Source organism: Rhodoferax saidenbachensis (assembly GCF_031457975.1).
Taxonomy (GTDB): Bacteria; Pseudomonadota; Gammaproteobacteria; order Burkholderiales; family Burkholderiaceae_C; genus Allorhodoferax; species Allorhodoferax saidenbachensis_A.
The window spans coordinates 58,798-72,881 of sequence record NZ_JAVDXO010000005.1; the positions used below are offsets into that span (position 1 = coordinate 58,798).

Consider the following 14,084-nt stretch of genomic DNA (forward strand, 5'->3'; position numbering starts at 1 on the left):
GTGCCCCGCTGACGCACTTGGAGGGCGGAATGCCAACCCCAGCAGACGAAATACGCTTCACAACACTTACACATGGTGTGGAAGAAAAGGTAAAAGCAGGCCAATCCATCACGATTGGACGGCACGACACAGCCAGGCGCATTGGGCGCTACCTCGACACACAAAAGCGATTCATGGCGATGAATGCCACCACATTCATACTGACCGCCACCATCGCAGTGCTGGGTGGACCGATTGCGGCGGCGGTGGCTCTGGCCGGCAGTGTGGTCGGTCTAGGGCTCAGCACGGCCTGGGACCGATGGTCCAGGAGCCGATCCAAAGGCAAGTACGAAAAGAAGAAGAAAGCCGGACTGACCCTGATGACGACCGAAACCATCCAGGGCAGCAAGAGCGACGGGACCCCAGACCCCTTTGAGTCCAAAAAACTCAATGAAGGGTATTCCGAGGTCGTTGGCGACGTCAAGAACATGTTGTCCAAACAGGGGCTGACCGATGTCTACAACGCCCTGGCCAATCTGGATGTCGACTTCTTGCGGCTCAAGAAATTCATCAATTCCCCCAAAGTTGACAGCGCTTGGACGCAAGGAACCTTCGGCCCCACGCGGGCAAAAAGTCAGGGGCCTGAAACTGGCCACGTCCGCCTGCTGCATTGCAACGATGCGGTGGAGCTGTGGGAAACCATGAAGCTCGTCGACAACCGCTTTGAGACCCTGCGCGAAACAGCCGCCATGGTGGACGAATTCATCATGTATACCGCGCTGGTCACAAGCCAGTATGAAGCGGATGAACGAAAACTGCTTAAGGGAGCCTGGCAGCTCATCCAGAGAAACCATACGGCGAACAATCAGGTTAACTGCAAGGCAATCTACGACGCTTTTAACACCGCCATCAAGAATGAAGGCATTCAACACTACGCAGGACGACGCCTAGGGCATACCAAGGACTACGCGGAATGGATCTATCAAATGATCCCGGACTACATCAAGGACGCGTGGCCCGTCGGCCTGCAGACGGATATGGCGCTGGAACTTCTGCGGCGCACCAACAAGGACAAATTCGAGAAAGTCAAAAATGACGTCGTTGTGAAATACATTGCCGAGCAGAAAAGGGCCTATCTGCAAGCTGGCTATGAGATCACAAGAGATATGTCCAAGGAATATCTGGCCGCCGTCGTTGCTATTCCTGACGTTCCAAGCTCGTGGGGCGATGCCGCGGTTACTGCGGGATCAACGATAAAGGGGGTAGGCATTACCGTTGGTAGCGCTTATCTCACCAGCTTTTTGAATGGAACCCAGTCAGAGGCATGGCAAATCAAGTATGCGGGCGCCGATGCCGAAGATCTTGCCAAGGCTGCCAACCAGACGAATGCGCAGGGCAATCAGGACACGGCAAAAAGTCTGCTGGACCCCCTCACGTTTTCCAAAGGTTTTACGGCACAGCACGGGATGATGATTGCCACGGCGGTGGTCAAAGTCGCGCTGGAAGTAGCCAATGCAGCCTGGAACGAACATAAGTTGGCAACCGGCAAAACGCTAGGCCTCACAGGCATGCGTCAGCAATCTGTGGGCGAACGTATTGGCACATTGCGGACCTTTGCCAAAAAGGAGATCGACGATTACATCGCCAATCTGGAGGAGTGGGAGCAAGCGCACGAGACCCTGGAGCAAGCCAGCTTCCCCGACAAGCTATACGGGGCTTTCCTGATGCACATGAAATGTGTGACCGCCAAGTACAGCAACCGTACAGGACAGTTCTTTGAAGAGTTCGTCGCAATCGCCAACGAAATGTCCATGACTGCAGAGAACTACACCGGATTGGCCGAGGAAGCCGTCAAGAAGTTTGTGGCGAGCACCAACCATGCCCATAGCTGCCGAGGCAATAAGTATTGCTATGGACCAGCGTCGGATGCCCTCAAGGGCTGGTTCACCGAACTAAGCGCACTGGATGCCGGATTGGCCCAGGACTTGAGCAATATACGCATTCCTTCCGGGTGGGAGCAGACGCCTGCGCGGTCCATAGAAGGCGATGCGTTGGAACTCTACAGAGATGGATTTATCAGCACCCTGAAGTCGAAGGACTTGCGACGGCGCGTGTGGGAAGCGCAGTATGGCGACTCTTGAGCCACACTTGCGGGTACAGGTATGCATATGCAAACCTGCGCATCGATGATGCAGGGCCCCTGAGATTTCACAAGGTATTGCCATGGACACGGTCTCCCAACTTCGGACGGATCTCACCAGCCTGCGCATGACCGTCGCCATTGACTCTGCCATGTTGCTGTCCGTACTGCGGCGCATGCGCCCAGAACAATTGGCACAGGCCTCGACCGATTTTCTGGAAGTGTGTGAGGGTTTGAGCATCAAAACCCTGTTTTCCGAGATGGATGACCATGCCATCCAAGCAGCCCAAAAACGTCGTGACTGGTGGGTTGGGTTGGTGGCGGAGTTATTGACCGATGAGGCGTTGGGCCAAAGCGCCACCCTTCCCACCGGCCCACCACCAACCGAATAACCGCGACGACTCAGGTGACAACAGCCCGTTTGGTCACATCCAGCATGCGGGAAGCCACTGCGGCCCCCAAAGCCATCACCAGGGACAGCGCGACATCAACATTCTGTTTGCGCAGATCCTCAAAGCGCGCGGGGGTCAGACTCCATACCCGGCATAGGGTCATGGCCTGAACCGTGGCGTTGCGCTCCAACTGGGAAAAGAATGCGCCCTCTCCCACCACACTGCCAGCACGAAGGGTGGCAACCACCACCTGTCCCGGATCTTTACTGTAGTGAATGCGTAGGGTGCCGGACTCCAGAAAATACACGGTGCGATCCAGGGCGCCCATGGCGGTCAGGATATGGCCGCGCTGGATACTTTCCACATCCAGATACCCAGCCAACACCTGCCAGGCAGGCTCTGGCATGAACCGCGCCATCGAATCATCTGCGGGATTCGCTTGAATGGCCTTCAGCAACTCTGTAACGTCGGGGCTATCGGTCTTGAACAAAGATTTCAGTGTCGATTTCATGGATACGCGCAATGTGACGTAAATCATGCGCCGTGGCAAGCTGAAGCGGCGTGCTGACTGTTGCAGGAGGACCTCAATGCGCTGCTGCGCGTGTAAGTCGGTCGCGCACGCCGTCCCATTCAGGGCTCTCCGGCGGCGTCTCCACCCAGATCAGTTTGACGCCCTGGGCGTCCATTTCTCGCAGCTTTGCGAACAGCTCATGCGCCGCGGGTTGAGCGTGGTTGGGCATGCGGTGCGTGCTGACCAAGGGCGAGCGCACCTTGAGCGGGCTGCGGTGGTACAGCGCGATGGTGGGACGGGCATCAGGCGCCTGGGCGCTGGCCAGCAGGTCCAGCGCGGCCTGCAGCGCTTTGGCATCCATCAACCGCACGGTGGCACTGGGGGCGTAGTGCGACTCCAGTGTCCCAGAGGCCCGTGGCCCAGGTTGACTCTGTGCGTCCAGCTCCTCTTTTGATAGCAACTGGCGGCCGCACGCGGCCTCCACCTGCGCCGCAGTGATGGAACCCGGGCGCAACAACACCGGTGCACCGCGCGTGCAGTCAATGATGGTGGATTCGATACCCACCTCGCAGGGGCCGCCGTCCAGGATCAGCAAATCGTCACCAAACTCGGCGTGCACATGCTCGGCCGTGGTGGGGCTCACGCGGCCAAACTTGTTGGCACTGGGTGCGGCAATGCCCCAGACTTCTGTTTCACCCTCTGCTGGCTTGCGCAGCGCCGCCAGCAGCGCTTGCGCCACCGGGTGCGCCGGGCAGCGCAGGCCGATGCTGTTTTGCCCGCCCGCGGCAGCCTCGCCGACGCCATCGCGGCGCGGCAGGATCAGCGTCAGCGGGCCGGGCCAGAAGGCCGACATGAGTTGCTGCGCAAAGGCCGGCACCTTGGTGCAGTAGTGCGCCACGCCGCCCATGCCACCGTCAAACGCGGCCACATGCACGATCAGCGGGTGGTCAGCCGGCCGGCCCTTGGCGGCAAAGATTTTGCCGACGGCGACGGGGTTGGACGCATCGGCGCCCAAGCCATACACCGTCTCGGTTGGCATGCCCATTAAGCCGCCAGCCCGCACAACCTCTGCGCCAGCAGCTATGGAATCAGGAGCAAGCTCCACGCCGTCAGCGAACAGGTAGGCCGAAACAATCATGGCGCTGGTGGCTCAGAACGCGGCGATGCCGAGAATGCGCGCCGCCTCCAGCGCCGTGGCACGCACCTGTGCCACCGTGGCACCGGTGATGTTCAGGTGGCCCATCTTGCGGCCCTTTTTGGCGTCCAGCTTGCCGTACAGGTGCAAGTGGGTGCCGGGCAGGGCTAGCACGGCGGCCCAGTCCGGCACTCCCCCATCACGCCCTTCATTCGGCCAGATATCGCCCAGCAGGTTCAGCATGATGGCCGGGCTGTGCTGGCGCGGCTGCACCAGCGGCAGGCCCGCCAACGTGCGCACCTGCAGGTCGAACTGCGAGACATCACAGGCGTCCATGCTGTAGTGGCCGCTGTTGTGCGGGCGCGGCGCCATCTCGTTCACCACCAGGCCACCCAAGCCGGCAGATGCGGGGTGCGACTCGTCCAGCACAAAGAATTCCACGCACAACACGCCGACGTACTGCACGCCTTTTGCTATCGATTTTGCAGCAGCCACCGCACGTTCCACGAGGGCTGGAGGCAGATTTCCTTCATACACCTCAGTCACCACCAGAATGCCGTCGCGGTGCAAATTGCGCTGCACCGGCAGGTTCACGCAGCTGCCGTCGGACGCACGCGCCACGATGACCGAGCACTCCAGGGCCAGCGGCAGCATCTTCTCCAGCACGCAGGACACGCCGCCCAGATCCGCCCAGGCGGCGGCCAGCTCGGCCGGCGTCTTCACGCGCACCTGGCCCTTGCCGTCGTAGCCCATGCGGGCGGTCTTGAGGATGCCAGGGAGCAGGTTCGCATCCACGGCCGCCAATTGCTGCGCCGTTTCAATCACCGCATAGGGCGCGCAAGGCACGCCGCACTTCACAAAGTGCGCCTTCTCGGCCGCACGGTCCTGGGCAATGGCCACGGCTGCGCCACTGGGGGCGACGGGGCGGGTGTGCGCCAGTTGCTGCAGTGCCTGGGCCGGAACGTTCTCGAATTCAGTGGTGATGGCGGCCGACACTTCGGCCAGCCGGGCCAGACCCGCGGGGTCGGTGTACTCCGTCTGAATGTGGTGGTGGCTGATGCGGCCCGCCGGGCTGTTGGCATCCGGGTCCAGCACCGCGGTGAAAAAACCCATTTGCTGCGCGGCGTGGGCAAACATGCGGCCCAGTTGGCCGCCGCCCATGACGCCCAGCGTCACCTCTTTGGGCCCGCCCAATGCCAAGATGTCGGACTTCTCCATCATTGCTCGCTGCCCGTAATCGGCAGGGTCATGCTCTGCGCCTTTTGGGTCTGGTCACGGCGGAAAGCCTCCAGCTCCATGCGCATGTCGACGTTGTTCACCGCCAGCATGGCCACGGCAAACAGCGCCGCGTTGGCCGCACCGGCAGGGCCAATGGCAAAGGTGGCCACGGGGATGCCTTTGGGCATTTGCACAATGCTGTGCAGCGAATCCACACCCGACAACGCCTTGCTTTGCACCGGCACGCCCAGCACGGGCACCGTGGTTTTGGCCGCCAGCATGCCCGGCAGGTGGGCGGCACCACCGGCACCGGCGATGATCGCCTGCAGGCCGCGCTCGGCAGCCAGTTCGGCGTAGGCGAACATGTCGTCGGGCATGCGGTGGGCAGAAACCACCTTGGCTTCAAAGCCAATGCCAAACTGCTGGAGAATATCGACTGCGTGCTGCATGGTGTCCCAGTCGGAGCTGGAACCCATGACGACGCCGATTTGAATGGTTTTCATAGTGCAGAAATGCGCTTTGCAGAGCGCCAGGTGGGCTGGCGGCGCAGGGTTTGCGCACTTGGCCAGAATTGAATTTTACTTTTTCACCCCGAGCTACCCCAAATGATCAACGTCACCATCGAAAACTTTGAGGCCGAAGTCGTCGCGGCCTCCCACCAGATCCCCGTTCTGGTGGACTTCTGGGCACCCTGGTGCGGTCCCTGCAAGGTCATTGGCCCGCTGCTCGAAAAAGTGGAAGAAGAGTACGCTGGCCGCTTCAAACTGGTCAAAATTGATTCGGACCAGGAACAGCAACTGGCCCAGGCCTTTGGCATCCGCAGCATTCCCACCTGCGTACTCATGGTCAACGGCAAGCCGGCCGACGGTTTCATGGGCGCCATTCCCGAGAGCAAGATCAAGGAGTTTCTGGACAAACATGTGCCGACTGAGGCAGCGCTGGAAGCCGAGGCCGACGCCGAAGACGCCCAGGCCCTGGCGGCTGCCGGTGATCCGCAAGCCGCGTTGAACAAGCTGCTGGAGGCGCTGACCATCAACCCCGGCAATGACGACGCGCGCTACGACTATGTGAAGCTGCTGATCGAAAACGACCTGCTGGAAGATGCCGAGGCCGCGTTGGCGCCCAAGCTCACCGAGATTCCGCGCCAGCTGCGCTTTGAAGCGCTGGGCCAGTTTCTGGATGCCATCAAGTTCGTGGTCACCGACGACCGTGGCCTGTGGACGCCCGACCAGTTTGACGCCCTGATTGCCACCAACAAGCGTGACTTCGACACCCGCCTGGCCAAGGCCCGCGTGCTCATGGTGGCGGGCGACTGGACTGGCGCCATGGACGAACTGCTGGAAATCATCATGCGTGACAAGGCCTGGGGCGATGCTGTGCCGCGCAAGACCTTTGTGGCCATCCTGGAGCTGCTGACCCCGCCTAAACCCAAGGCCAACCCGGCCGATGCGGGCAAGACCGCCGGTGGCATTGAGGTGGTGGGCAAAGTGGTGGCAGAGACCGACCCGCAGGCCCAGTTGGTAGCCACCTACCGGCGCAAGCTCAGCATGGCGCTGAACTAAGCCCGAGATGGTGTCCCCCCGGGGGCACCCTGTTGCGAAAGGGGCAGATTTGCAGTACGGTTCATCAGGCATTTCGCACACCACAGCATCCCCTTGCTCTCCTTCGATGCAACCACCTGTCCGTATCGGCTTTGTGCACCTCAATGCCCTGTGCTGGACGTATTTCCATTACCACCTGCAGATCTGCAGCAAGCCGCTGGGCATTGAGCTGCTGAACCGGCCTGTTCGCTCTCTGCAGGGTCAGATCGCAGAAATCCGACAGCTGCTGCAGGAGGGCATCCAGGTCCTCATCGTGCGACCCGTTGCCACCGAGCAACCTGACCTGATTGCGGTTTTGCAGGAGGCACGCAAGCAGGGCATGCATGTGATTGCCGTGGACGGTTCCCCGGGCGGAGAAGACCCTTTTTTAACCATCAGCGCCGACAACTTTGCGGGCCAGTTCGCCATGGCGGACTATGTGTGCAGGCATTTGGAGGGCAAAGGCAAGATTGCTTACCTGCAGGGCGACCAGCGCATGGAAGCCGGGCGCCTGCGCACCCAAGGCTTTCTGAGCGCGCTGAAGAAGTACCCGAACATTGGTCTGGTGTTTGATGGCGCGCTGGACTGGAGTTCGGAAACCGACCTGCGCACCCAGGGCATGGCCCTGGCGCGCGAGGCCTTGGCCCAGCACCCCGACCTCGTCGCCATCCTGACCACCAGCGACGAGGCTTCACTGGGCGTCAACGAGGTGCTGATCCAAGCGGGCCTGGTCCACAAGGTGCTGGTCACGGGCTTCGACGCCATGCCCGAAGGGCTGGTGGCCATCGCCCAAGGCCGCATGCATGCCTCGGTTCACCAGCCGCTGGGCCGCATGGCCGAGACAGCCATCCAGGCTGCGCTGCAGATGGTCCAAGGCATTAGACCGCAGAACCACCAGGTGGTGCTGGACACGGAAATCATCCTGCCCGAAAACTTGGGCGATGCGGCGCTGCGCGCACTCAGCATCTTTCCCAGCATCACCCAGGATCTGGTCACCCGCAACCAGGAGCAAAAGCAAAGCAACGCGTTTTTGGAGACGCTGGTGGACAACATCCCCACCATGCTCTACGTGAAGGAGGCCAAGGACTACCGGTACATCCGTGTGAACAAGGCCCGCGAGGCCTGGCTAGGCGTCCCACGCGACCAACACCTGGCCAAAACGGTGTTTGACCTGTTTGGCGAAGAAGACGCCAAACGGTATTGGCTGGAAGACCGTGCGGTGATGGAATCCGGCATTCCACTGGAGATACCTGTCGAAAGAACCGAGGTGCCTGGCTTCGGGATCCGGTACCTGCACACCCGGAAAATTCCGATTTACGACGAGCAGCACCAGCCCGCCTACATTCTCTGCGTAGCCGATGACATTACGGAACGCACCCGTGCAGAGGCCATGCTGGAGCAACACACCACCGATCTGGAGCGTGCCAACCAGGCCTTGCTGGAGAACCAGCGCATGCTGGTGAATTCGGAAAAGATGGCCGCACTGGGCGCGCTGGTGGCAGGTGTGGCGCATGAGCTCAATACCCCCATCGGCAATGCCATGCTGGCCGCCACGACCCTGAAAGATCAATGCCTTGCCTTTGCAGAACAAGTCAGCAAGGGCATCACGCGCACGGACCTGCAGCACTTTCTCGATGCCATTGGCAACGGCTCAGACCTGGTCGAGCGCAACCTGGTGCGCACAGCACATTTGATTTCGAGCTTCAAGCAGGTGGCAATCGACCAGTCGAGCTCTCAACCGCGCAATTTTTTGCTGGCGTCGGTGGTGGAGGAAACGCTGCTGCTGCTCTCCCCCACCCTGAAAAAGACCGCGGTGACGCTGGAACGCACCATCCCCGACGACATAGAGTTGCACAGCCACCCTGGGGCGCTGGAGCAGGTGCTCATGAACTTGATCAACAACGCGGTGATCCACGGGCTGGACGGACGGGTGCAGGGGCACATCCGCATTCAAGCCCACATGCAGTCACCGGGTTGGGTTCGGCTGGCGGTGGAAGACGACGGCGTGGGCATCGCCCCCGAGAACATCCAACGCGTGTTCGATCCATTTTTCTCTACCCGCTTTGGCCGGGGTGGATCCGGCCTGGGCTTGAGCATCACCCACAGCCTGGTCGAACACACCCTGGGTGGGAAAATCGAAGTCCGCAGCCAGGTGGGCCAAGGGGCCCACTTCGACATTACCCTGCCGCTGCGTGCGCCCGCCGTTCCTCTGGAGTAGCAGGACTACTTGGCAGCCTCTTTCGCCTTCAACCACGCGGTCATCATCGCAATCTCCTGCTTTTGCGCGCGAATGATGTTGCGGGCCAGTTGCTTCACCTTGGGGTCTTTGCCGTACTGCAGTACCACCTCGGCCATGTCGATGGCACCCTGGTGGTGAGGAATCATTCCAGCCCAAAAGTCGCGGTCTGCGTCACCCGTCAGGGCCACCGACATGTCCTTGTGCATCTTGGTATTGGCCGCTTCATAGGCTACGCTGGAAGGCGACGTGTCGCCACTGGCTGCCATGGTGTGACCAGCGTGCGGGTCTGCGGCCTGTGGGATAGACCGCATTGGACGGCCAAGGTTCCTGCCCGCGTTTGCGCTGGGTCAAGAATCTGTCAGGCGGCCTGGCGGTGCGGCGCCCCGCTGGCAGCGGGATAACGCTCAGTGGCCAGCACGCGCTCAGCGTTCAGGCTGCGGATGGGAATGTCCACGTCCTGCGGAATGCCGCCGCTGAGCTGCAGCGCCATGTAACGGCCGCAACACACGCGCAAGAAGGACGCGAAGTTGTCCACCTCGCCACGCTCCTCCACCAGTTCGTCATACAGCTTGGTGCAGAGCTGCGGCACACTCATGCCGTCGCGCGTGGCGATCTCGTCCAGCACCTGCCAGAACAGGTTCTCAAGTTTGATACTGGTGGCCACGCCGTGCAGCCGCACCGAGCGGGTGCGGCTCTCATAAAGCGTGGGGTCGGCACTGATGAACACTTGGCACATGGGCTGTCTCCTCAAGAGGCTGATCTGCATGGTGCGGGCCAACCCCCAGACCGTCAATGGGAGATACGCGTACCCAGTAGCGCCAGGAACTGTGCGATCCAGGCAGGGTGTGCCGGCCAGGCCGGCGCCGATACCAGGTTGCCGTCGGTGTGGGCCGCGTCGATGGCAATGTCAGCATAGGTGCCGCCCGCCATCTCCACCTCCACCCGGCAAGCCGGGTAGGCCGAGCAGGTGCGGCCCTGCAGCACACCAGCCCCCGCCAGCAATTGGGCACCGTGGCACACCGCGGCCACAGGTTTGTTGGCGTCGAAAAAATGCTTCACGGCAGCCACCACCGCAGGATAGGTGCGCAGGTACTCGGGGCCGCGGCCACCGGGGATCACCAGCGCGTCGTAGGCCTCCGGCTTCACATCGGCAAAACTGGCGTTCAGCGTGAAGTTATGGCCGGGCTTCTCGCTATAGGTCTGCGCGCCCTCAAAGTCGTGAATGGCCGTCTTGATGTGGTCGCCTGCCTTTTTGTCGGGGCACACCGCATGCACGGTGTGGCCCACGGCCAGCAGCGCCTGGAACGGCACCATGGTTTCGTAGTCTTCGCAGTAGTCACCGCAAATCATCAAAATTTTCTTGCCCGCCATGTCAGTCTCCTCATTGTGTTGGGGAGGCCATTGTTGGCGCCGCCGCGCGGTGGTGGGTGTTAGCCGGTTACTACATGCAAATGGTTCAGGCCGCGGTAGGCTGGGTTGGCGGCCCACTGGGGCTGCGCGTCAGCTAGGCGCAGGCCGGGCAAGCGCTGCAGCAGTTGGCGAAAGGCGATTTCGGTCTCCATGCGGGTGAGCATGGCGCCTATGCACACATGGGGGCCCGAGCCAAACGACACCGAACCGCCATCGCGCCCGACAATGTCCAGCCGGTCTGGCTGCGGGTGGCGCGCTGGGTCGCGATTGGCCGCACCGATGAGCGGCACCACCAGGTCGCCGCGGCGCAGGGTCTGGCCGTGCAGCACCAGCGTGGTGGTGACGCGGCGGCCCGTGTACTGCACCGGGCTATCAAAGCGCAGCAGCTCACGCACGGCACCTGGCAGCAGTGCGGGCTCCTGCTGCAGCCGCTGCCACTGGTCCGGGTGGCTTAGCAGGGCCTGCAGGCCATTGCCCAGCAGGTTGCGCGTGGTCTCGTGGCCCGCGAACAGCAGCATGGCGCACTGGGCCAGCAGTTCTGCATGGTTATGAATCTCGCCGGCCGCTTCGGCCTGCAATAGGCGGCTCACCAAATCATCGCCGGGCTGCGCGCGGCGACGTGCCAGAAGGTCTTCAAAATAGCGGCCCATGGCCAGCAGGCTGGCCTGGGCGCGACGCGCTTGGGCATGGGTGGGCAGTGGGGCACCAATGAAGCTGGCCAGGTCGTCGGACCAAACCGCGAAGTCGGCGTTGGCCGCATCCTCAATGCCCATCATGTGGCCAATGACGCGAGTGGGCAGAGGCCGGGCCAGGGCCAACATCACGTCAAACGATGGCGCCCCCTGCACCGCATCCAGCAGCTCGACCACCGTGTCTTCGATAAAAGGCGCCAGGGCCTGCAGCACCGCGGGTTTGAAGCCCGCGTTCAGCACCTTGCGGATGCGGCCGTGGTCGGGTGCATCCAGAAACAGCATGGCGCGCGCAAACAGCTGCTGAAAGCCAGCCAGTTCGCCACGCGCCTGCTCGCGGCCGGTGACCCAGCCGCCGGTGCGCTGGGCCGAGAAGCGTGGGTCGCGCAGCACCTGCTCCACATCCGCATGGCGGGTGAGCAGCCAAGCTCCGCCAAAAAATTCGGTGCTCCAGTGGATCGGGCCTGCTTCGCGCAAGGCCTGGTAGGCCGGGTAGGGGTTGGCCAGAAAGGAGGCATCCCCCCAAAGAAGCATCGGCATCACAGGAACAGGCAGCGCCAGCCTGAAGCGGGGCGCTGGGCTGCCAAGGGCGTGCGACGCATACGGCCTGGAGGGGCTTCCGCTCAGGCCGTCAGACGGGTCAGCGCTTCCTGGTATTTGGCGGCGGTCTTGGCAATCACCTCGTTGGGCACACGGGGGGCCGGGGGCGTCTTGCTCCAGGGCTTACCGTCCACCAGCGCCTGCTCCAGCCAGTCACGCACAAACTGTTTGTCGTAGCTGGGCGGGTTGGTGCCTTCCTGGTAGCTCTCTTGTGGCCAGAAGCGGCTGGAATCAGGGGTCAGTACCTCGTCCATCAGCGTCAGCGTGCCGTCTTTGTCCAGGCCAAACTCGAACTTGGTGTCGGCAATGATGATGCCCTTGGTCAGCGCGATTTCTGCCGCGGCCTTGTAAATCTGGATGCTGAGGTCACGGATTTGCGTGGCCAGGTCCAAACCAATCATTTCTACGGTCTTCTCGAAGGTAATGTTCTCGTCGTGGTCGCCCACCGCAGCCTTGGCAGCGGGGGTGTAAATGGGTTCGGGCAGCTTGCTGGCGTTCTTCAGGCCTGCGGGCAGCTTCACGCCACACACGGCGCCGTTTTCCTGGTATTCCTTCCAGCCGCTGCCGGCCAGGTAGCCGCGCACCACTGCTTCCACCGGCAAAGGCTTGAGACGTTTGACCAGCATGGAGCGGCCGGTGACCTGGGCCACTTCGGACGGCAGCACCACGCTTTCGGGCGCATCGCCAGTCAAGTGGTTGGGGCAGATGTTGGCGCCGTTGGGGCCCAGCTTCTCGAACCAGAACAGCGCCATCTGCGTGAGCAGCGCGCCCTTGCCGGGAATCGGCTCCCCCATGATCACGTCAAACGCGGAGAGGCGGTCGCTGGCGACCATGAGGATGCGGTCGTCGCCCACGGCGTAGTTGTCACGCACCTTGCCACGGGCAAGCAGGGGAAGGGACAGGGCAGAGGTGTGCAAGGCAGAGGTCATGGCATCCAACAAGTAAAAGGGCTCTGCCCCCACGCCGGGAGGCAGAGCCCTCGATTATCGCAAGTTACGGGAACGACGGGTTACTGGACGACTTGCGCCAACTCTCCACGCGCGTACTGCCCCGCCACAACCTGGAGGCTGTGGCCCTTAATACTGGCGGCCTGGCCTTCGCAGCCGAACTCCATGTAGCGCTGTTTGCATAACTGCTTGGCGGCTTCACGGGCGGGTTTGAGCCATTCGCGGGCGTCAAACTTTTCTGGGTTTTCGACCAGGAACTTGCGCACCGCAGCGGTCATGGCCATGCGGATGTCGGTGTCGATATTGACCTTGCGCACGCCAAACGGAATGGCGCGTTGCACCTCTTCCACAGGCACACCCCAGGTCTGGGGCATCTTGCCGCCATACTGGTTGATAGCGGCCAGCAGGTCTTGCGGCACGGCGCTGGAGCCGTGCATGACCAGGTGGGTGTTAGGGATGCGACGGTGGATTTCCTTGATGCGCTCAATCGCCAGGATGTCGCCCGTGGGCTGGCGCGTGAACTTGTAGGCGCCATGGCTGGTGCCAATGGCAATCGCCAGCGCATCCAGTTGCGTGCGCTTGACAAAATCAGCGGCTTCTTCGGGGTCGGTCAGCAACTGCTCGCGGGTCATGGTGGCGTCGGTGCCGTGACCGTCTTCCTTGTCGCCCTTCATGGTTTCCAGCGATCCCAGGCAGCCGAGTTCGCCTTCCACTGTCACGCCCAACTTGTGGGCCATGTCCACCACCTTGCGGGTGACTTCGACGTTGTATTCGTAGCTGGCGATGGTTTTGCCATCGGCTTCCAGCGATCCATCCATCATCACGGAGCTGAAGCCCAGGTCAATGGCGCCCTGGCACACGGCGGGGCTTTGGCCATGGTCCTGGTGCATGACCACGGGAATCGTCGGGTAGCTTTCCACCGCGGCCTGGATCAGATGCCGGAGAAAATGCTCGCCCGCGTATTTGCGGGCGCCAGCGCTGGCCTGCATGATCACGGGGGCGCCGGTTTCCTTGGCGGCCTCCATGATGGCCTGGACTTGCTCCAGGTTGTTGACGTTGAACGCCGGAATCGCGTAGTTGTGCGTTGCCGCGTGGTCGAGAAGCTCGCGCATCGAAACGAGTGCCATGGATGTCCCCAGGAAGTTGAAAACTCGCAGCGGCAGATTTGGTAACCGCTTGGTAACTTGTACCGTTGCTGGATTCTAACTCCCGAGGGTTAACCCGAGTCTGGACGTAAAAAAGGG

At 61.8% G+C, this 14,084-nt stretch carries 14 protein-coding genes; 4 read left to right on the top strand and 10 right to left on the bottom strand.

Annotated elements, in window-relative coordinates:
* The first annotated feature begins 29 nt into the window (after positions 1-29).
* Together J2X15_RS12065 and J2X15_RS12070 are read left to right on the top strand one after the other, a co-directional pair.
* Complete coding sequence (locus J2X15_RS12065; protein WP_310343141.1) at positions 30-2,120, top strand: hypothetical protein; 2,091 nt, start codon at positions 30-32, stop codon at positions 2,118-2,120.
* A gap of 82 nt (positions 2,121-2,202) precedes the next feature.
* The gene (locus J2X15_RS12070; RefSeq protein WP_310343143.1) at positions 2,203-2,511 is read left to right on the top strand and encodes a hypothetical protein; all 309 of its coding nucleotides are present in this window, start codon (positions 2,203-2,205) and stop codon (positions 2,509-2,511) included.
* 10 nt (positions 2,512-2,521) lie between these two features.
* Here J2X15_RS12070 and J2X15_RS12075 read toward each other — a convergent pair whose 3' ends face one another.
* From J2X15_RS12075 to purE, 4 genes are read right to left on the bottom strand one after another with little or no spacing between them, the layout of a single operon-like run.
* Complete coding sequence (locus tag J2X15_RS12075) at positions 2,522-3,049, bottom strand: Crp/Fnr family transcriptional regulator (protein WP_310343146.1); 528 nt, start codon at positions 3,047-3,049, stop codon at positions 2,522-2,524.
* A 46-nt stretch (positions 3,050-3,095) separates the two neighbouring features.
* Positions 3,096-4,160: an L-threonylcarbamoyladenylate synthase gene (locus J2X15_RS12080; protein WP_310343148.1), complete on the bottom strand. Its 1,065-nt coding sequence runs from the start codon at positions 4,158-4,160 to the stop codon at positions 3,096-3,098.
* Positions 4,161-4,172: 12 nt separating this feature from the next.
* The gene (locus tag J2X15_RS12085; RefSeq protein ID WP_310343597.1) at positions 4,173-5,375 is read right to left on the bottom strand and encodes a 5-(carboxyamino)imidazole ribonucleotide synthase; all 1,203 of its coding nucleotides are present in this window, start codon (positions 5,373-5,375) and stop codon (positions 4,173-4,175) included.
* Positions 5,375-5,878, bottom strand: coding sequence for a 5-(carboxyamino)imidazole ribonucleotide mutase (purE, locus tag J2X15_RS12090; RefSeq protein WP_310343150.1), 504 nt, complete (start codon positions 5,876-5,878; stop codon positions 5,375-5,377). Before purE ends, J2X15_RS12085 begins: the two co-directional genes overlap by 1 nt.
* Before the next feature lie 102 nt (positions 5,879-5,980).
* Here purE and trxA point away from each other — a divergent pair, with 102 nt between their 5' ends.
* Both trxA and J2X15_RS12100 read left to right on the top strand, forming a co-directional pair.
* Positions 5,981-6,937: a thioredoxin gene (trxA, locus tag J2X15_RS12095; protein ID WP_310343152.1), complete on the top strand. Its 957-nt coding sequence runs from the start codon at positions 5,981-5,983 to the stop codon at positions 6,935-6,937.
* A gap of 106 nt (positions 6,938-7,043) precedes the next feature.
* Positions 7,044-9,173 carry a substrate-binding domain-containing protein gene (locus J2X15_RS12100; protein WP_310343154.1) on the top strand — a complete coding sequence of 710 codons (2,130 nt, stop codon included), beginning with the start codon at positions 7,044-7,046 and terminating at the stop codon, positions 9,171-9,173.
* Between the two features lie 5 nt (positions 9,174-9,178).
* On the opposite strand, the gene copM is transcribed toward J2X15_RS12100, so the two are convergent.
* The 6 genes from copM to fba all read right to left on the bottom strand — a co-directional run bounded on the left by copM (position 9,179) and on the right by fba (position 13,967).
* Positions 9,179-9,460: a CopM family metallochaperone gene (gene copM, locus J2X15_RS12105; protein ID WP_310343156.1), complete on the bottom strand. Its 282-nt coding sequence runs from the start codon at positions 9,458-9,460 to the stop codon at positions 9,179-9,181.
* Positions 9,461-9,552: 92 nt separating this feature from the next.
* On the bottom strand, positions 9,553-9,930 hold the full coding sequence (locus tag J2X15_RS12110) for a ribbon-helix-helix domain-containing protein (protein ID WP_310343157.1): 378 nt from the start codon (positions 9,928-9,930) through the stop codon (positions 9,553-9,555).
* A 53-nt stretch (positions 9,931-9,983) separates the two neighbouring features.
* A complete protein-coding gene (locus J2X15_RS12115) occupies positions 9,984-10,565 on the bottom strand; it encodes a DJ-1/PfpI family protein (RefSeq protein ID WP_310343158.1) in 582 nt (193 codons plus the stop codon).
* Between the two features lie 59 nt (positions 10,566-10,624).
* The gene (locus J2X15_RS12120) at positions 10,625-11,833 is read right to left on the bottom strand and encodes a cytochrome P450 (RefSeq protein WP_310343159.1); all 1,209 of its coding nucleotides are present in this window, start codon (positions 11,831-11,833) and stop codon (positions 10,625-10,627) included.
* Between the two features lie 83 nt (positions 11,834-11,916).
* Complete coding sequence (locus tag J2X15_RS12125; RefSeq protein ID WP_310343160.1) at positions 11,917-12,822, bottom strand: phosphoribosylaminoimidazolesuccinocarboxamide synthase; 906 nt, start codon at positions 12,820-12,822, stop codon at positions 11,917-11,919.
* Between the two features lie 80 nt (positions 12,823-12,902).
* Positions 12,903-13,967: a class II fructose-bisphosphate aldolase gene (gene fba, locus J2X15_RS12130; RefSeq protein ID WP_310343162.1), complete on the bottom strand. Its 1,065-nt coding sequence runs from the start codon at positions 13,965-13,967 to the stop codon at positions 12,903-12,905.
* Positions 13,968-14,084: the final 117 nt, after the last annotated feature.